This is a genomic window from Eleftheria terrae, assembly GCF_030419005.1.
In the GTDB taxonomy this organism is placed as follows: Bacteria; Pseudomonadota; Gammaproteobacteria; order Burkholderiales; family Burkholderiaceae_C; genus Caldimonas; species Caldimonas terrae.
In genome coordinates, this window is the sequence record NZ_CP106951.1 from 1,969,770 (window position 1) to 1,987,944 (window position 18,175).

13 protein-coding genes and 2 pseudogenes are annotated in these 18,175 nt (G+C 68.5%); 9 read left to right on the forward strand and 6 right to left on the reverse strand.

Features of this window, described 5'->3' with window-relative positions; all coding sequences use genetic code 11:
• Positions 1 to 2 precede the first annotated feature (2 nt).
• Complete coding sequence (locus tag N7L95_RS08565; RefSeq protein ID WP_301259396.1) at positions 3 to 1,274, forward strand: pyridoxal phosphate-dependent decarboxylase family protein; 1,272 nt, start codon at positions 3 to 5, stop codon at positions 1,272 to 1,274.
• A 154-nt stretch (positions 1,275 to 1,428) separates the two neighbouring features.
• Positions 1,429 to 1,647: an MbtH family protein gene (locus N7L95_RS08570; protein ID WP_301259397.1), complete on the forward strand. Its 219-nt coding sequence runs from the start codon at positions 1,429 to 1,431 to the stop codon at positions 1,645 to 1,647.
• A gap of 1,034 nt (positions 1,648 to 2,681) precedes the next feature.
• Here N7L95_RS08570 and N7L95_RS08575 read toward each other — a convergent pair.
• From N7L95_RS08575 to N7L95_RS08585, 3 genes are all read right to left on the reverse strand, one after another.
• A complete protein-coding gene (locus tag N7L95_RS08575) occupies positions 2,682 to 5,363 on the reverse strand; it encodes an alpha-amylase family glycosyl hydrolase (protein WP_301259398.1) in 2,682 nt (893 codons plus the stop codon).
• Positions 5,364 to 5,827: 464 nt separating this feature from the next.
• Positions 5,828 to 7,933, reverse strand: coding sequence for an RICIN domain-containing protein (locus N7L95_RS08580; protein ID WP_301259399.1), 2,106 nt, complete (start codon positions 7,931 to 7,933; stop codon positions 5,828 to 5,830).
• A gap of 361 nt (positions 7,934 to 8,294) precedes the next feature.
• On the reverse strand, positions 8,295 to 8,675 hold the full coding sequence (locus N7L95_RS08585) for a VOC family protein (RefSeq protein WP_301259400.1): 381 nt from the start codon (positions 8,673 to 8,675) through the stop codon (positions 8,295 to 8,297).
• 242 nt (positions 8,676 to 8,917) lie between these two features.
• Here N7L95_RS08585 and N7L95_RS08590 point away from each other — a divergent pair, with 242 nt between their 5' ends.
• Complete coding sequence (locus N7L95_RS08590; protein ID WP_301259402.1) at positions 8,918 to 9,445, forward strand: hypothetical protein; 528 nt, start codon at positions 8,918 to 8,920, stop codon at positions 9,443 to 9,445.
• A gap of 338 nt (positions 9,446 to 9,783) precedes the next feature.
• Here the strand turns inward: N7L95_RS08590 and N7L95_RS08595 are convergent, their stop codons facing one another.
• The gene (locus N7L95_RS08595) at positions 9,784 to 10,536 is read right to left on the reverse strand and encodes an SDR family NAD(P)-dependent oxidoreductase (protein WP_301259403.1); all 753 of its coding nucleotides are present in this window, start codon (positions 10,534 to 10,536) and stop codon (positions 9,784 to 9,786) included.
• Positions 10,537 to 11,328: 792 nt separating this feature from the next.
• Here N7L95_RS08595 and N7L95_RS08600 point away from each other — a divergent pair.
• The 4 genes and pseudogenes from N7L95_RS08600 to N7L95_RS08615 all read left to right on the forward strand — a co-directional run.
• Complete coding sequence (locus tag N7L95_RS08600) at positions 11,329 to 11,913, forward strand: TetR/AcrR family transcriptional regulator (RefSeq protein WP_301259404.1); 585 nt, start codon at positions 11,329 to 11,331, stop codon at positions 11,911 to 11,913.
• A 56-nt stretch (positions 11,914 to 11,969) separates the two neighbouring features.
• Complete coding sequence (locus N7L95_RS08605; protein ID WP_301259405.1) at positions 11,970 to 12,254, forward strand: YciI family protein; 285 nt, start codon at positions 11,970 to 11,972, stop codon at positions 12,252 to 12,254.
• 25 nt (positions 12,255 to 12,279) lie between these two features.
• Entirely contained in the window at positions 12,280 to 12,891 is a 612-nt protein-coding gene (locus tag N7L95_RS08610; protein WP_301259406.1) for a DNA-3-methyladenine glycosylase I, read from the forward strand.
• Positions 12,892 to 12,988: 97 nt separating this feature from the next.
• Positions 12,989 to 13,867, forward strand: a pseudogene (locus tag N7L95_RS08615) (LysR family transcriptional regulator); the annotation flags it as partial.
• 18 nt (positions 13,868 to 13,885) lie between these two features.
• Here the strand turns inward: N7L95_RS08615 and N7L95_RS08620 are convergent.
• Entirely contained in the window at positions 13,886 to 14,620 is a 735-nt protein-coding gene (locus N7L95_RS08620) for an SDR family oxidoreductase (RefSeq protein ID WP_301259407.1), read from the reverse strand.
• 324 nt (positions 14,621 to 14,944) lie between these two features.
• Between N7L95_RS08620 and N7L95_RS08625 the strand changes: the two are divergent.
• Positions 14,945 to 16,723 (forward strand): annotated as a pseudogene (locus N7L95_RS08625) (PHA/PHB synthase family protein).
• A complete protein-coding gene (locus tag N7L95_RS08630) occupies positions 16,723 to 17,451 on the forward strand; it encodes an SDR family oxidoreductase (protein ID WP_301259408.1) in 729 nt (242 codons plus the stop codon). The pseudogene N7L95_RS08625 and the gene N7L95_RS08630 overlap by 1 nt, the downstream one beginning before the upstream one ends.
• A gap of 35 nt (positions 17,452 to 17,486) precedes the next feature.
• Here the strand turns inward: N7L95_RS08630 and N7L95_RS08635 are convergent, their stop codons facing one another.
• Complete coding sequence (locus N7L95_RS08635) at positions 17,487 to 17,969, reverse strand: hypothetical protein (RefSeq protein WP_301259409.1); 483 nt, start codon at positions 17,967 to 17,969, stop codon at positions 17,487 to 17,489.
• Between the last annotated feature and the right edge of the window lie 206 nt (positions 17,970 to 18,175).

Genomic DNA, 18,175 nt, shown 5'->3' on the forward strand with positions numbered 1-18,175 from the left:
CCATGACCGTCCCATCCGACCCCGTCGTGCACAAGCAGCTGCCGCTACAGGGCAGGCCCTGGAGCGAGCTGGAGCAGGCGATGACGGAGATGCGCGACCGCGACGCCGATTGGCGCCGCGGCCGCACCCCGCTGCACGTCTATTTCGCTGGCGACGAAGTGCTCGACGTCGCGCGCCGCGCCTATGCGATGTTCATGAGCGAGAACGCGCTGGCGCCGGCCGCCTTTCCCAGCCTGGGGCGCATGGAGCAGGAGGTGGTCGGCATGGCGCTGGCGCTGCTCGGCGGCGGTGAGCGGGCCTGCGGCACCCTCACCTCCGGCGGCACCGAAAGCATCATCCTCGCGGTGCGCAGTGCCTGGCAGGCCTTCCGCCGTGGCCGAGGCACCCCGCCAGGCCGGCCGCACCTGCTGCTGCCCGACAGTGCCCACCCGGCCTACGACAAGGCGGCCGACCTGATGGGCCTGGCCATCGTGCGCGTGCCGCTCGGCGACGACTACCGCGCCTGCCTGCACGAGCTGCGGCGGCAGCTGCGCCCGGACACCGTGATGATGGTGGCCTCGGCGCCCTGCCTGCCTTTTGGCACCATCGACCCGGTCGAGGCGATCGGCGAGCTGGCGCTCGAGCATGGCGTGTGGCTGCATGTCGACGCCTGCATCGGCGGCTTCCTGGCACCCTTCGTCGCGCGCTTCAAGCCCGACCTGCCGCGCTTCGACCTCGCCGTGCCGGGCGTGCGATCGCTGTCGGCCGACCTGCACAAGTTCGGCTACGCCGCCAAGGGAGCATCACTGGTGCTCTATGCCGATGCCGAGGACCAGCAGGGCCAGCACTTCGCCTTCGGCAACTGGCCCAAGGGGCTCTACCGCACCGAGACGCTGACCGGCACCCGGCCCGGCGGCGCGGTCGCCGCTGCCTGGGCCGTGATGCACCATCTCGGCGAAGCCGGCTACCTGGCCGTGGCACGGCGCGTGATGGACACCCGCGACCGGTATGTGCGGGGCCTGCAGGCCTTGCCCGGCGTGCGCGTGCTGGGCCAGCCACCGCTGAGCGTGCTGGCCTATACGGCCGACCGCTTGGACGTGCATGCCCTGGGCGACGGGCTGGAGGCACGCGGCTGGTATGTCAGCCGCCTGTCGGCGCCGCCCGCACTGCACATGACGGTGACGCCCGCGCATGCCCAGGCCGTCGAGGCCTACCTGCAGGACGTGCAGGCGCTGCTGGAGCAGCCCGGCCCGCCCCTGTCGCGCGGCGCACCGCGCCGCGTGGTGACGTACTGAGGTCGATCCGCCACACCGACGAGTGAACCATGCACACCCACCCCAGGCACACCGCGAGGGCGCCGCCCGGCCGGCAGCCCTGGTCCCACCTTCCCTACCCTCGGGATGCCCGCCAACGGGCACCCACCGACACCATCCTTCATGGAGCGCAATGATGAGCAATCCCTTCGACGACGAGAACGGCACCTTCCTGGTCCTGGTGAATGACGAGAACCAGCATTCGATCTGGCCCGAGTTTGCCGAGGTGCCCGCCGGCTGGCGCGTGGTCCACGGCCCCGGCGCCCGCCAGGCCTGCCTGGAGTACGTCGAGCAGCACTGGACCGACATGCGGCCTGCCAGCCTGGTGCGGGAGCAGCAGCAGGCCACGCACTGAGGCAGGCCCCTGCCGCTGGGATGCGCGTGAATGGGCGTTGCCGGTGGCGGGGGTGGACTGCGGCGCGCATGGTGGGCGAGCGACGGGTGCAGCACACGTCGCCCGGCCCGCTGTGCCGTGATGCGAAGCGGCGACGTCGCCCTCCTGGCGGGGCCACCGCCGCTGCCGCAGGGAAAGCCAATTGACCTCAGGCAGACCCAAGCAACGCTGACCGGCACGAGGTGCCGCCCCGCTCGACCTCGATCGCCCAGTCGATAGTGCGTGTTGCACCTGCGAACAATAGAACCCCGCGTGCTTCACGACGACTTGCGCAACGTTGTCATCCTTCTGCTTCGGGACAGTGGAGGTGGTCACGAACCTAACGGTTCAATCGCCATGACGTTCTATCGCGACACCCGTCACTGCGAAGAGCGGTGCAATGCCTCCCAAGAATCTATCGAAGCCGCCGCTGTTTCAATACCGAGGGCTAGACCGCCTCGTGTCGCACAAATCCAACCCCACAGCGCTGACAGTAATAGCCACTCACGAACTGCCTTGCCGCTCCAGCGCCTACCGCCTCAGAGACCAGCTCGTCTGCTGCCAGCTGATCGCTGCGTAGAGGACCGGCATATTCCGGGTCCGGACTCCGACTGCCTACGAGAAGCATTTTCGGAATGACGTGCTCCGCCTCCTTGCATTTGGGACAGCGAGGAACGACGCCAGCGTCGGGTGAATACATGTTTAACTTGCTGAACGAGCAAAGCAATCGATCTCGCGCGCACAACTGAGCCGCCACGTGCACGCCCATTCTCCGTCGACAATAGACCGGTCTGTCGCCATCCATGCGCGACGCGCATTACGCATACAACCGCGTTCTTCGTTCCATTCATAGACCTGCTGGGCCTTGCAGCACGAGGTCCCACCATGACATCCCCTCTTTCGCTTGAAAGTTGCGTCGCGTTGTCCATGAAAATCGGGCTGGCGCCGTGCGTGCTGCCGAAGCGCCGCGGCGGCGCCCTCATCCCGCATGCATGCGGCCCTTCCGGCCCCGATCCTCAGGGCAGGGCGATCACGGCGGTGTCGTCCATCACCAGCGGCGCCGTCCTGCCGTCCGCCCCGCCGAACTCGTACTCCCTGGCCTGCGGATGCATCATCCGGTAGCCGCCGTCATAGTCCCAGGTCGTCACATAGACCTTCACCCCGGACAGGCTCTGCAGCTTGCCCAGCGCGCTGTCGGAGAGCACAAAGCTGATGGTGTGACTCGCCTTGTCCACCGAGAGCACAGCGGCCGGCCCGGCCGGCGTGCCTTCCGCGCTGGCGCTGGCCCCCACCGAGGTGAAAAAGGCATTGGACCAGCCGTGCGCCCGCAGGCGGTAGTGCCAGGCCATGCCACCCGGCAGGCTGGCGTTCTGCTGCGGCATCAGCTGCAGGCCGCCGGCACGCCCCGGCACCTCCACGAAGACGGTGAAGGCCACATGATCGAACCCGTTCTGTGGATTCCAGGACGTGGTGACCTTGTTGACCTGCACGTCCAGCTTCAGGGCACCGCGAGCGCCGGAGACCGTGACCTTGCGGATGTCGAGCTGGTGGTTCTCGCCCCAGGTGTCGTTGGTCGGATAGCGGTAGGCGCCGGTGGGGCCGGTGTCGTCGCCGGCCGGGTCGGCCACCTCGACCAGGCGCTGCCAGTGGCGCACCACCCGGAACCCGCGGCTCGCCGACACGGCGCCGGTGGCCTCGTCCCAAGCCACCACCGCATGCCGCACCTGCGGGTCCATCATGGCCCCCGTGTCCACCGTGGCAGACCAGCTGCCGTCAGCCGAGGGCGTCACCGTCTGCGCATGGGCCACGTCTGCGTCCACCACCAGCTTGAACGAACCGCCCGCGCCCGCACGGCCCGACACGGTGAAGTCCCCGTTCTGCACCTCGTCCTGCAAGGCGGCGAGCTCGATGGTGCGGCTGCCGCCGGGCGGCACCGCCGTGTCGTCGCTCGCAATCCACACCCGCGCCGCGCGCGGCGGCAGCTGGAGGGTGACCGCACCGTCTGGCCCTGCCACCAGGTCCTGTCCCCCGCCACCGGCCGAGAACACGCTCCTGAGCACGCGCCCCGGCGCCAGGCCGGTGGCCATGTTGTCGAGCAGCGCTTCGCTGTCGGCCGTGTTGAAGACCACGTAGGCACTCACCCCCTCGTGGCTCATGCGGTAGGCCAGCACGCCGGGGCCGGCCGCGTTGTCCTTCAGGATGGCCGGCACGCCGCGCGAGAACACCTTGTGGTCCTTGCGCAGCTTCGCGGCCGTTGCGATGTACTGGTACAGCGGCGCGCCGGTGTCGAAGCGGTCGCGCCCGCCCGACTTGTACCCGGCACGGAACATCGCTGCGCGCTGCTCGGTGTAGCCCTGCTCGGTGCCGTAGTAGATCACCGGGATGCCGGGCAGGGTCATCATCATCAACAGGCCCTGCTGCAGTCCCGCCACATTGCCGTCCTGCAGGAAGCGGTTGACGTCGTGGTTGTCGAGGAAGGTCGGCATCAGGTGGGGCCGCTTGTGCAGCTCCATCGTGCGCCGGATGCGATAGGCCAGCTCGGCCGTCGGCCGGCCGCGTGCGAAGACATCGCCCGCCGTGCCGTACAGGGTGAAGTGGATCATGCCCGGCAGGATGTCCTCCTGGGTGGCCGGGTCGGTCATGTAGCTGTCGATCCTGCGCTGCGACGCGTCGGCATAGGGCCGGTCGGTGGCAAACCCCTCGCCGAAGGCGAAGAAGTCCTTGCGCCCGGTGGACTGGGCCACCTTCACCATGCCGGGGTCGGCCGACCCGGCGTTGTGCATGAAGTCCTTGAAGAAGTCCGGCTCCACGTAGAAGACCGTGTCCATGCGGAAGGCGTCCACCCCCACCTCCTTGATCCAGTACCCATAGCTGCGTCGCAGTGCGTCGCGCACCGCCGGGTTCCCGGTGTTGAGGTCATCGAGGTCGGACAGCTGGTGCGTGTAGAGCTGGGCCGGATCTTCGTAGTCGGTGATCGACGGGGTCCAGTGGTAGATGGCCGCATCGCGGAAGCTCGCATCGTGCGGATCGATCTGGTGGAAAGGCGCCTGGGTCGGCGCCGCCACCGGCACCGAGGCGGGGTTGAGCCGCAGGCCCTGCGCCGGATCGCCCTCGGTCCAGCCGGTGCCGTAGCTGAAGAAGTTCCCCATGTGGTTCACCACCACGTCCTGCACCAGGTACATGCCGCTGCGGTGCAGCTGATCCGACAGGGCCTTGTAGTCGTCCAGCGTACCCAGGTGCTTGTCGACCTCCATGAAGTTCTGCGCCCAGTAGCCGTGGTAGCCGCCGTACTGCACCTGCGGGTCCCACCACTGGTTGGCCACCGGCGGCGTGATCCAGACAGCGGTCGCTCCGAGCCCCTGGATGTAGTCGATCTTCTGCGCCAGGCCCTTGAGGTCGCCGCCGTTGAACTTGGCATTGTCGGCCGGGTCGTACTCGCCGGCCCCCTGGTCGTTGTTGGCCGGGTCGCCGTCGTTGAAGCGGTCGGTCATGACGAAGTAGATGATCTGGTCGCGCCAGTCGGGCGATGCCACATGCAGCTTCAGCGCGGCGGGGTGGTCGCCCCCGCCCCCGCCCCCACCCACCCCACCGCTGCCGGTGTCGCCCCCATCGTCGCCGGCCCCGCCGCCACAGGCGGCAAGCAGCGCGGCCAGGGCCAGCGCGGTCCAGCGCATCGTTCCCGAGAGTCCTGCCTTCACGTTGGTCTCCTTTGTAGTTTCAGTGCTGTTGTGCCGCTGAAATGCAAAACGCCGCGCTCGGTCACGAGCGCGGCGTTCTGGTGCAGCCAGCGGCGAGCATGGCAGAAGCCGGTGAGGAGGACAAGCGGGGCGGGCCCTGGGTCGCCTGCCGCTGGGGCCTGGTTTCCGGCGCCTGTCGCGCCATACCGCCGCCAAGGCGCACTGTGCCTGCCGGCACCAGGCCGGTCGCGGCGAGGTCAGGGCCGTGCAGGCAGGCCCGATCGGCCAACGCCGGGCCACTGCATCGGCGCCGACACGGGCAACGCTTTCTCGCGCTGCCGGGGGTCTCGATGGGCGCCCCGGCGGCCGCTTCAACCGGTCGGCAACCGCTTCTTGCGACGCGCCCGGTGGGCAATGCCGGCCCACCCCGGGATCGGCCACGGTCCATTCCGGCTGAGCGAGCGGCGTCGTGCCTTTCCGTCAACTCATTGCACGCCCTGGAACCGCCAGCGCGCGTTGTCCGCGCCGCAGTCTCCCTGCTGCACCGGCGCGCCGTCCAGCATGGAGGCATCGGCCACCTGCACGCATTTGCCGCTGTGGACCGCGCGGATGTAGAAGTGGCCGCTCCCCTGGTCTTCCAGCCGGAACTGCTGGTTGGCGCCGCCCGTGCAGCTCCATTGCTGCAGGCTCGCGCCAGTGGCCAGGCTGACGTCGCTCACGTCCAGGCACCTGCCACTGTGCACCGACCGCAGCTGCCACACGCCGTTGCCGGCGGTGCTTGCGGTCCACGCCTGATTGGGGCCGCCCGCATAGCTCCATTGCTGCACCAGGGCGCCGTCGCTGAGCGACACGTCGCGCACGTCCAGGCTGCGCCCGCTGTGCTTGGCAATCACCGCGTAGCGCTGGCCGGAAATGGGCTGGCCGGTGCCGCCGCCAGTGCTGTCCTCGAAACGAAGCCAGTCGATGTTGGCCACACCGTTGCCACCCCGCGCCACCAGGTACAGGTTGTGCACGCCCGAAACGCGCTGAATCGCCGTCACCACCTCGGCGAACTGGGTCCAGCCCCCGGTGCTCGGGACCGTGATGGTCGCCAGCTGCTGCCCGCTCAGGCCGTCCAGCCGCACCTCGAGCGTCTTGCCGGCATAGGCAGCATCCACGGCAAGGCGCAAGGTGAGCCGGTCCATGCCCGCGCCGAAGTCCACGTCGACATAACGCAGCCAATCGCCTGCATCGAGGCTGCCGACGCCGGTGCTGTCGAAACTCGCGCCGCGCTGGGCGTAGAAGTGCTCTGCCTCCAGTGTCCGGCCGGCAGGCCAGTGGCCTTCGAAGGGCAGGTTGCGGACCAGGCTGTTGGCACCGGTGAGCGCGGCCTTGAACACCGAGTGCAGCATCGTGTTGGGCGTCATGTGCTGCTCGACATCCCAGCTGCGCCACTTCGACTCGATGCTCGCATAACTGTCACTCGTCACATCGGGCGTCGCACCGCGGGCGTCACGGTGGTTGTACAGCGCCCAGTTGCCGATGTTGGTGCCCTTGTAGGTCCAGCTCGTCCAGTGCCAGCCAGCATCGTTGTAGCGCCGCAGCGCGTACTCCCAGCTGCTTTGCAGGTTGAAGAGCGTGAACTCGCCCACATAGTGCGGCACGTTGTACGAGAGGAACTGGCGCTCCTGGTTGATCTTGGACTCGACGAAATCCACCTGCGACTGGTAGTTGGAGTCATTGCCCCAGTGGTAGTAGTGGAAGGAATAGATGACGTTGACCCAGCCGTAGTCGCTCGGCCGCGTGATGGCGGTCCAGTCCCAGATCCCCTCCATGATCACGATGTGCTGCGGGTCCACCGCCCGGATCTCGCGGTAGATGCGGTCGTACATGTCGAGCACCGGCCGCGTCGCGGCGCCCGGATAGCTCAGTGACGGCTCGTTGAGGATGTCGTACCCGGCCACGGTGGACTCATTGCGAAACCGCCTGGCCAGCTCGCGCCAGAAAGCCAGGGTCTGCTCCTGGTATCGGGGGTTGTTCCAGAGCTCGCCCGAGCCGCCGATCTTGCCGCTGTGGTCGGCGCCGTTCTGGGAGCCGGGCGCACCGTGCAGGTCGAGGATCACATACATGCGGTACTTCTTCGCCATGTTCACCACCCACTCGATGCGCCGGAAGTCGATGCGGCCCGACGCGTCGCGCTTCCAGCTCCCGTCCTCGTTCATGTGGTTGAGGTAGTAGATCGGCAGGCGCACCGCGCTCATGCCCAGGTTCGACAGGATGCGGAAGTCCTTCTCCTGCAGATAGGTGTCCTGGTATGCGTTGATCAGCGAGTCGCGCCCGCTGTCGCCAAACCGTTGCGCGAGAACGCGCCGCATGTTGTAGTCGTCGCGGGTCCCCGCCAACGGCGACATCCACGGCTCGTGGACCTGCCATCCCCCCAGGTTCACGCCACGCAGGTACACGATGTCGCCGGTGCCGTTCTGGTTCCGGACGTTGCGCCCGTCAACCTTGAGGAAGTTGCTGTGGGCGGCAGCCACGGCCGGCAGGGCCAATGCCACCATCGACAGCATCCGGGCAGCACGCGCAAGGCCGGGTCGGGGACGATAGGTCACGGTTGTCTCCTGGTTGGGTGAAGCGGTTGGCGCTCACGCGGGCGCCAATGGAATCGATTCCATTTCGTTTCATTTTCTTCGCACGGCGCCTGTAATCAAGCCGCCCATACAAGGCCTTACCTGACTTACTGGACAGATCGGCCGCTCGCTGCTGGATGCGGAGGATGGACCGCTGTGGTCCATGCGCGCAGAGGGGAGCACCACCGCCGCCCCGGGCCGCTCGCCTGCGGTTCGCCAACCGGCAAGGGCAACCTGGCCGCAAGAGCGCGACGGGCGGTCCTCGGCAAGTCCGACCTGAAGGCCGATGTGGAGCAGCACAGGCACCGGCCGACACGCCAGCGCCGCCCGCTGCGGGCGCCCGCTATGCGCACCGGTTGATCACCGCTTCAATGCGGTAGCCGTCCGGGTCGAGGACAAAGGCCGCGTAGTAATGAGGCCCGTAGTCGGCCCGCAGGCCCGGCTGCCCGTTGTCGGTGCCACCGTGCAGCACGGCTGCCCGATGAAAAGCATCGACCGCGTCGCGCGATGGCGCGGAGAACGCCAGATGGAAGCCCTCGCCCGGGGCGCGCGCACCGGCGCCGCGGCGCTTGATGGCAAACAGGTCCTCGCGGTCGCACAGGCCGTAGCCCACCGCCGTGTCGTCGGCCCACACCTGGACATACCCCAGCGCAGACAGCACCGCATCGTAGAACCGTGAAGAGCGCGCCAGGTCCGTGACACCGAACGACAAGTGATGGAGCATGGGAACATCGTTGACAGATGGCGGAAGCAAAGCGTACACCGCCGCCCCGGAAATTGCACTTCTGCAGCACCTCCCGCGAGCACGATGCCGCCGGCCGGGCCCGGCGGCCCTGGCCGGGGCGTTGTCCCTCCCTGTCCCGGCCTGTCCCTTCCAATGGGGACAGCCAGCAGCCCGCTTCTCGATGACACTGGCGACCGCCCGCGCCGGCGGGCCCGTGAACAACAACCAGTCAAGAGAGTCGCATGATCGCTAGGGCAAACGTCACCTCCAACCTGCTGTGGGCCGAACGTGCACTGAAGCACGTGAAGACCAAGATGACCACCGGGGCGATGAACAAGTTCGGCGACGTGTTCCGCAGTGCGGGGTACTCGGTCGCCTGCGTCATCGGCCAGCGGGCGGCTTTCATGGGCTGGGCCATGAGCGATGATCCGAAGATGCTGGAGATGATCCTTGGCCTGGCGGCGGTGGCCGAGAAGACCGGTTGCGGCAACTGCGGTGAACAGGCCTGCCTGGCCTTCGCCTACCTCTACCTCCAGCGTGATCCGCTCGGCGCGCAGAAATGCGGCTCCATCGAGTTGATGGAGTTCAGCAACGGCGACCACGGCTATGTGGTGATCGGCCGCCCGAAAGACAGCGACGTCAAGGTACCGGCCAGCTGGGGCCCGGAGGCGGTGGTCTGCGATCCGTGGAAGGGGCACGTCTATCTGCCCATCGAGATGGTCGGCCATTGGCCCGGCATGGTCCCGGCGCTGATGTATCGCGCGGGCTAAGCCAGCCGCCCAAGCTCCAGGCCAGGCAAGGAGCGCGATTCCACGCTCGCCGCAAGATCGGCTGTCCAGGGCCAACCCTGCCATGCTGCGCAGCCGCCGCGGCACCTGGCCGTCCAGCGCAGCGGCAGTTTCCGGCAACGAAGCCAACGGGCGCGGTTGAGCGTCCCCCAAAGAACACCGCGCCGGCAACGGGCAGGCGCATGGCACGCACCGTGCAGCGAGGCGCCACCGCGGCTGGGCCCGCTCGGGTCATTGGCCCGCGGCACGCGCAGCCTTCGGGCTGGACCGCCCAGCGCGGCGCCGCTGCGGCCCTGGCACCGGACCGCAGCGGCACCAGCTCACTCGGCGGTGTAGCCGCCGTCCACCGAAAAGACCCCACCGGTGGAAAACGAGCTCTGGTCGGACAGAAGGAAGGCGACCATCCGGGCCACTTCCTCCCGGTCCGCGAGACGCTTCATCGGGTGCCGGCGCCGGAGGTCGGCCAGCGCCTCCTCGGGCATCTCGCGCATCCGCGGCGTATCCACATACCCGGGCGCCACCGCATTGATGCGGATGCCCTGGTCCGCGAATTCGAGCGCCACGGCGCGCGTCAGGCCGATCACCGCATGCTTGGCTGCCGTGTAGGGCGCCAGCCCCGCCACGCCGACCACGCCGCATCCGGAGGACAGGTTCACGATCGAGCCGCCGCCGCTTCGCAGCAGGGCGGGAATCTCGTACTTCAGGCCGTAGAACGTGCCATGGACATCCGTTGCGATGACGTCCGTGAAATCCTCGATCTCGTAGTCGGGTGCCATGGCGATCGGCCCGGTGATGCCGGCATTGTTGACCGCCATGTGCAGCGCGCCGAAGCGGTCCAGCACCCTGGCCACCAGGGCCTCCACCGAGCGATGGTCTCGCACATCGACCCGGCAGCCGAACGCGCGCCGGCCTTCCGGATCCAGTTGCCGGGCCAACTCGGCCGCCCGTTCTCCGTCCCGGCTCGCCAGCACGACCCGTGCGCCCCGCGCAGCGAGATCGAATGCGATGGCTTCGCCAATGCCGGCGGTCGCCCCTGTCACGAGCACCACCTTGCCTTCAAACGCTGTATCCATGCCTGGCTCCTCGTCGTTCCAATCTGAACCGCTCCAGGATGACCGCCGCCGATGACAGCGCATGTCAGGAGTGACGGCCGAGGGCCGGGAACCTGGCCGGCCCCGACCTCGGTTGAGGAGCACGGCCCATGCCATCAGCGACGTGCTGGATGCGCCGGTCCCCGACAGTCCAGCGGATGCCCCATTGAACGGCAGCGCCATCCCAAGTGCGGCGGCGATCGGTTGTCGCGTCCGCGTTCGAGGCAGGCTGGTCCACGCCACCGCGCTGCTGCCGCGAGGCAGTGGCACCACCTCCAGCCACATCACTCCAGGGGCAACCCAGAGGCGACCACGCGAGACATCAGACCGCGAGCGAAGGCGCTGTTGCAAAGCAGCTCGCTCGGGGAGGCGCTCCATCGACATGCCAGGCAGGGCTGCCGCTGGTTCTTCCTGCGCCTGTTCGAGGGTGAGGCGCGCCGTGAGATGCGGCGGCTCCGCAGCAGGTCATCGTCCGCACGCCGTTCGCGCGGTCAACGATAGAGGTAGGTCGCGCCAGCCATGCCATCCCTTCATCCGGCGCCAAGCCGGTTCCGGTGCGGCCGCCTGTGCGCCGGCTTCTGCCGGTTTGACATGATTAGGACGTATGTCCTAACATGACCGATAGGACGCCTGTCCTATGCGAACTGTTGTCCACGGGACGCGCCTCTGGTCGGTCTCTGTTGCAGTGCGCCGAGGCAGCTGTATCGCTGGGCGCACCAGCTCGACGGAGTTCGAGCTTCTGTGGTTCACATCGTCCCTTGCACTCTGCCGAACATGAATTCGAAGTCCACACGCGATGAGATCGTGGCCGCGGCCGACAAGCTGTTCCACCAGAACGGCTATGCCAACACCTCCTTTGCTGCGATTGCAGAGGCCGTTCAGATCTCGCGTGGCAACTTCTACTACCACTTCAGGACGAAGGACGAGATCCTGGATGCCGTCATCGGCCTGCGACTGGGCCACACGCAGGAGATGCTCGCAAGGTGGGAGAGCGAGGGCAAGACGCCCGCGGATCGAATCGACCGGTTCATCCAGATGCTGGTCGACCACCGCGCGGGCATCCAGGCACATGGCTGCCCGGTGGGCACCCTGTGTACCGAACTGGCCAAGCTGGACCATGCTTCCCAGAAAGACGCGAACCGGTTGTTCACCCTCTTCCGCAGCTGGCTGCGCAGGCAGTTCGAGCTGCTGGGCCGCAAGTCCGATGCCGACCGACTGGCCATGCACCTGCTCGCGCTGAGCCAGGGGGTGGCCACCTTGGCCCATGCTTTCCATGACGAGAAATTCATCCGCCAGGAAGTCCAGCACATGCGCGCATGGCTTGCCGCCTGCCTGGATGAGACGGCGCCGCCGGGCTGAGGTCCCCACCCGGTCTGCGCTCCCATCACCAGCCACCCACTGAAGAGGAAGACACTGTGTTTCTGGTACTGCTCAAGTTTTCGGCCAACCGCGGCCAGGCCGGCGCGCTGATGGACGGCCACCGACAATGGCTGCAGCGCGGCTTCGACGACGGCCTCTTCCTCTTGAGTGGCAGCCTCGACGCCCAGGCCGGCGGAGCCGTTCTGGCGCACGGCGTCTCGCTCGAACAGCTGCAGCGCCGGGTGGCCGAAGACCCGTTCGTCGCCGAGGACGTGGTGCAGGCGGAGATCGTCGGAATCACACCCGCCAAGGCCGACGCCCGCCTGGCCTTCATCTCGTGACCGGCCCGACTCACCACGACAGGACATGAACACCACCCTATTGGGGCCGGACGGCCATCCCCGGTGCCGTTGGTGCGCCGCGGCGCCCGAGTTCCTCCACTATCACGACAGCGAATGGGGCTTTCCCGTGGACGACGATTTTCGTCTCTTCGAGAAGCTGTGCCTGGAGGGCTTTCAGTCGGGCCTGAGCTGGCGAACCATCCTCGCCAAGCGCGACAACTTCCGGTCGGCCTTTCACCGCTTCGATTTCAACCGGATCGCTCGCTACTCCGAAAAAGACATCGAACGGCTGCTGGCCGACCCGGGCATCGTGCGCCATCGCGGCAAGATCGAAGCCGTGATCAACAACGCGCGGCGGGCACGCGAACTGGTGCAGGACCATGGCTCGCTCGCGGCTTTCTTCTGGAGCTTCGAACCCGAGGAAGACGGCTTGGCGACGCCACAGACAGTCTCCCAATCGGCTCATTCGGTGGCTCTGTCGAAAGCGCTCAAGAAGCAAGGCTGGCAGTTCGTGGGGCCCACCACCGTGTATGCCTTCATGCAGGCCATGGGCCTCATCAACGACCATGCCGACGGCTGCGTCGTCAGGGTGCGGGCCGCGGCCGCGCGCCAGGCCTTCCGGCGGCCGGGACGTTGACATCGCCACGGGCCCGTGGAGTCCCACCAGCGGCCGGCAACGGTGCCGGGCCGCGCTCGCTACACTGGGCGGCAGGCTCCGCTCCTCCCCATCCCCGATGTTCCAGCTACGGCAACTGAAGACCTTTCTTGCGGCGGCGGAGAGCCTCAGCTTCACCCGGGCCGCCGAGCGGGTGCACCTGTCCCAACCCAGCGTCACCGAACAGATCCGCGCCCTCGAGGAGAGCCTGGGCCAGGCCTTGTTCATCAGGCGGCACCATGCCCTGACACTCACCGAGGCGGGCCACCGCCTGGCCGAGCGGGCGCGCGAGCTGCTGGCGCTGGCGGACGAGACCTTCCGCGCGGTCCAGGACGGCACCGGCGGCGAAGCGGGCCGCCTGGCAGTGGCTGCCCCGGAGAGCCTGTGCGCCAGCCTGCTGGCTCCCCTGGTCGCCCGCCATGCCAGCCAGCACCCCGGGGTCCGGCTCAGCGTGCAGGCAATGAATTCGTCCGACACGGCGCAGGCGGTGAGCAGCGGCACGGTGGATCTGGGTGTGGTGCATGGCTGGCCGCCGCAGGACAGCCGCCTGCAGGCCGAGGTCATCGGCCGCGACGAGCCGGTCGTCGTGATGCCCCTCGGCCATCCGCTGGCCGCCGCGGGGTCGGTGACGCTGGACGCGCTCGCCCGCCATCCCCTGCTTGTCACCCCTTCGGCTTGCAGGTACCGGCAGTACATCGAGGCGCTGCTGCAGACGGCCTCCGCCGCCCCGGCCATCGCCTGCACGGCCGACAGCGTGCGGGCCCTGGTCGCGATGGTCGGCTCGGGACTCGGCGTGTCCGTGCTGCCACGGCTCGCCTTTCGGGCGGCCGCCACGCTGGCTCCCGTCGAGAGCCGTCCACTGTGGCCGGGCGGCGAGGGCCTGCCGGTGTGCCTGCTGACCCGGGCCGGCGAAGAGCCGGGGCGGCGCAGGCAGGTGGCCAGCTTCATTGCGCTGGCGCGGCAACAGGCCGCCTGCTCAGACCAGCCGGTGTCCACCGTCCACGTGCAGGACCGTGCCGGTGGTGTAGCCGTTGCTGGCCAGGAAGACGATGGCCTGCGCAATGTCCTCGGCCCGGCCGACCCGGCCCACCGGCAGCCGCGCGGCCATCGAGGCCAGTAGCGGTTCCGCCTCGTCGCCGGCCACGTCGCCCCATATCGGCGTGCGCACCCAGCCGGGTGACACCGCATTGACGCGCAGCGGTGCCAGCTCCACCGCCAGCGCGCGCACCACGCCTTCCAGGGCCGCATTGATGGCGGCAACGGCCACGCCCTTGGGTCGCGGCCGGTAGGCCGCGATGCCGGAGGTGAGGGTGATCGAGCCGTGGGCCGGCAGGCGTCCCGCCGCGTGCTTGGCAAGGAGGATGGGTGCCACCACCTTGGAGCGGATGGCACGGTCCAGCGCCTCTTCCTGCAGTTGCGGCAACAGCTCATATGAGCCGCGGATGTCGGCCGCCGTGCAGACCAGGTGGTCGAGCGGCCCGGCCTCGCGGAAGAGGCGTCGCACCTCGTCCTCCAACGTCACGTCGGCCTGATGCAGCCGGACGGCGCCGAACCGGCCCAGGCGGGCCCGGGCCGACTCGAGCTTGTCCATCGAACGGCCGATGATCACGACTTCGCATCGCCGTCGCAGCAGCTGTTCGCTCACCGCGAGCCCCATGCCGGAGCTGCCGCCGACCACAAACGCGCGTTGTCCTTGCAGTGTGTCTTCCATGTCTTGAACCTGGGCTGTCGTGTCAGGAGCGCCATGGTTGCGAATCCGCCATCAGCCCACCAGCAGGATGTTCCGATGACAGCATCGGCGTTTCCGATGACACCCCACGCCTGCGGCCGCGGCCCGGCCAGCCACGGAGGACCGCACGCCATGCTGGCGATGCCGCGAGCTGCAAGCCGGCGCAGCCTTCACGGGCACCCTCGGACGCCGCCACATGCGCAGCTCCACGGTCAGCCGCAGCAGGTCCGCGCTGGGATGCCAGGCACGGGGATCCACTTCCGCACTTGAGGCTTATCAATTGACGCAAGGACCTGCGTCGCTAGAGTGCCTGCATCAAAAGCACAACGGGTTGCAAGGCTCGCTAACCCTCATGAGCCTTTCGACGCCCCCCGCCCTCTCGGCGGCCGACAGCCTGGCCCCCCGTTGCGTGCGGCACTCGCACGCTCCACATCCTCGCTGTCGCTTGCCTCGGCCTGGCTTGCGTATGCCGACTGGGCCTTGCATCTTGCGGTGTCGCCGGGCAAGCGCATCGACCTGGCCGTGCTCGCGCTGAAGCAGGGCCAGCAACTCTGGCGCACGGCCGTCGAGCGCAGCCTTCCACGGCCCGCCGCCTCGCAGCCGGCGCCAGCGGCCCCGCCCGACCGGCGCTTCGCCGCACCGCCCTGGCAGCAGTGGCCGTTCAAGCCGCTGCAGGACGCCTTCCTGATGAGCGAGCAGTGGTGGAACGCGGCCACCCACGACGTCTGGGGCGTCGAGAAGCACCACGAGAACCTGGTGGCCTTCGCGGCCCGGCAATGGCTGGACATGCTCTCGCCCGGCAATGGGTGGGCCACCAATCCGGTCGTCATCCAGCGCACCCTCCAGGAGGGGGCGCCAATCTGGTGCGCGGTGCGTCCTACCTGCTGGACGACCTGAACCGCTTCGCGGCGCACGAGCCGTCCGCGCCGCCCGCGCCCTTGCGGGTTGGCGTGGACCTGGCCGTCACGCCCGGCAAGGTCGTGCTGAGGAACCGGCTGATCGAGTTGATCCAGTACACGCCGACCACCGGGTCGGTGTATCGCGAGCCGGTCCTCATCGTGCCGGCCTGGATCATGACGTACTACATCCTCGACCTCTCGCCGCACAACTCGCTGGTTCGCTACCTGGTCGGCCAGGGCACACCGTGCTCTGCATCTCCTGGAAGAACCCTCGCAGCGAAGATCGCGAGCTGGGGATGGACGACTACCTGCAGCTGGGCCTGCGGGCGGCACTCGAGGCAGTGAACAGCATCGTCCCGGAGTGCAAGGTCCACGCCACCGGCTACTGCCTCGGCGGCACGCTGCTGGCGGCGGCAGCGGCGGCCATGGGCAGCGACGGCGACGACCGGCTCGCCAGCCTCACGCTGTTCGCCGCCCAGACCGATTTCACCGAGCCGGGCGAGCTGGGCCTGTTCATCGACGAAAGCCAGGTCAGCCTGCTCGAGGCACAGATGGCCGAGACCGGCTACCTCACCGCCGCCCAGATGGCCGGCGCCTTCCAGATGTTGTGCTCCTATGACCTGCTGTGGTCGCGCATGGTGAACGAATACCTGCTGGGAGAACGCCAGAACGCCAACGACCTGATGGCCTGGAATGCCGATGCCACTCGCATGCCCGCCCGCATGCACACCGAGTACCTGCGCCGGCTGTTCCTCCACGACGACCTGAGCGAGGGCCGCTTCCCGGTCCAGAGCAAGCCGGTCTCGCTGGCCGACATCGACCTGCCGGTGTTCATGGTGGGCACGATGACCGACCACGTGGCACCGTGGCGCTCGGTCTACAAGCTGCACCACCTGAGCGCGACGGACATCACCTTCGTGCTGACCAGCGGCGGGCACAACGCTGGCATCGTGAGCCCGCCCGGGCATCCGCGCCGGCACTTCCACCTGCTGCGCCGGCCGGCCAGCCCTACCGCGCGCCGGACGACTGGCTTGCCATCGCGCCCGACCTGCCCGGCTCCTGGTGGCCCGCGTGGCAAGCCGGGCTCGCCGAGCAGTCGGGCCCGCGATCAGAACCGCCGCCGCTTGGCAGCGCGGCCTGTCCACCGCTCGGCGACGCGCCGGGCACCTATGTGCTGGAGAAATGATGGACAACGCATTGCAGGGCAAGTACGGCCTGGTCGTCGGCATTGCGGACGAGCGCAGCATCGCCTGGGGCGCTGCAAAGGCATTCCGCGCCGAGGGCGGGCAACTCGCCGTCACTTGGTTGAACGACAAGGCCCGGCCGCATGTGGAACCGCTGGCCGGGCAGGTGGGCGCCGACATCCGCCTGCCGCTCGATGTCGAGCAGCCGGGCCAGCTGGAAGCGGTCTTCGACGCGGTGCGGCAACGATGGGGGCGGCTGGATTTCCTGCTGCATTCGATCGCCTACGCACCGAAGAACGACTTGCAGGGACGGCTGTCACCGGCGCAGCTGGGCCACCTGCTGTACCACGAGTCGGGCCTGCTCGGTGTGTCGGGCGTCGCCTCCGATCCTCGCGAACTGCTGCCCCAGGAAGCGGGCAACCCGCGGGTGCAGCTGGCCCTGGCGCTCTATGTGCGGCGCATCGTGCGGGAGATCGGTGCCTTGACGGCGGTGCTCGGCGGCCTGGGCCTGCTGGTGTTCACTGCCGGCATTGGCGAGCACAACGCCACCATCCGCCAGCGCGTCTGCCGCGAGCTCGGCTTCCTCGGTGTGCAGCTGGACGAAGCGGCCAATGCCGAGCACGCGCCGACCATCTCCACCACCGCGAGCCGCGTCAGGGTGGCGGTGCAGCCGACCAACGAGGAATGGGTTGCCGCGCGCTGCGTGGAAGCGGTGCTCGGGAAGGGCTGACGCAAGGCACCGCGCCGCGCCACGCCACGCGACCCCTACCCCGCCACCCGCTGGAACGCCATCACCCAATTGGTTTCCCACTGCTGCCCGCCGTCGAGCGAGAACGCCTGCTCCCAGCGGGCGGCGTCGGGCCCGAGCCGCTGCCACACGAAGCGCACCTTCACCGGCCGGCCGTTGTCCTCGTCCTCGCCCTCGAACACACCGCGCCCGCCTGCCCAGCCGCCATGCACCGGAGGGAACAGCCGGCCACTGCGGCTGTCGATCCAGTAGATCGCCCACTGCTGGCGGGCCAGGTCCAGCGTGCGCACCGAGCAGCCGGCAAAGCCCTGGCTCTCGCAATCCATCTGGTCCACGCTCATGATGCCGCCCAGGTGCGACCACGCTTGGTAGCTCGCCGGGAACTCGAACCACTCGGTACTGCCGACATGGCGCTCCCGCAAGCGGCGGTTGGTCACGGTCCAGCGGCCGACCAGGAAGTCGAAGTCGCCGGCTTGTCCGGTGAATGCGGGAAGGGTCATGCCTGTCTCCTGTGCAGGGCGTCGGGCTCGTACCGGCCGCCGGTGGTGATGAATGGGCCCGCCATCTTCCGTGCCACCACTGACAAGCGCTGTCAGTAGTGCATGCGACGGACGACTTGCGGCGCTGGCGCCCCGCCCGGCCGCACCGCGGCCGCGGATCGCCGCCCGCGGTGGAAACCACGCCACCCTGCACGCCGTGGACCGCC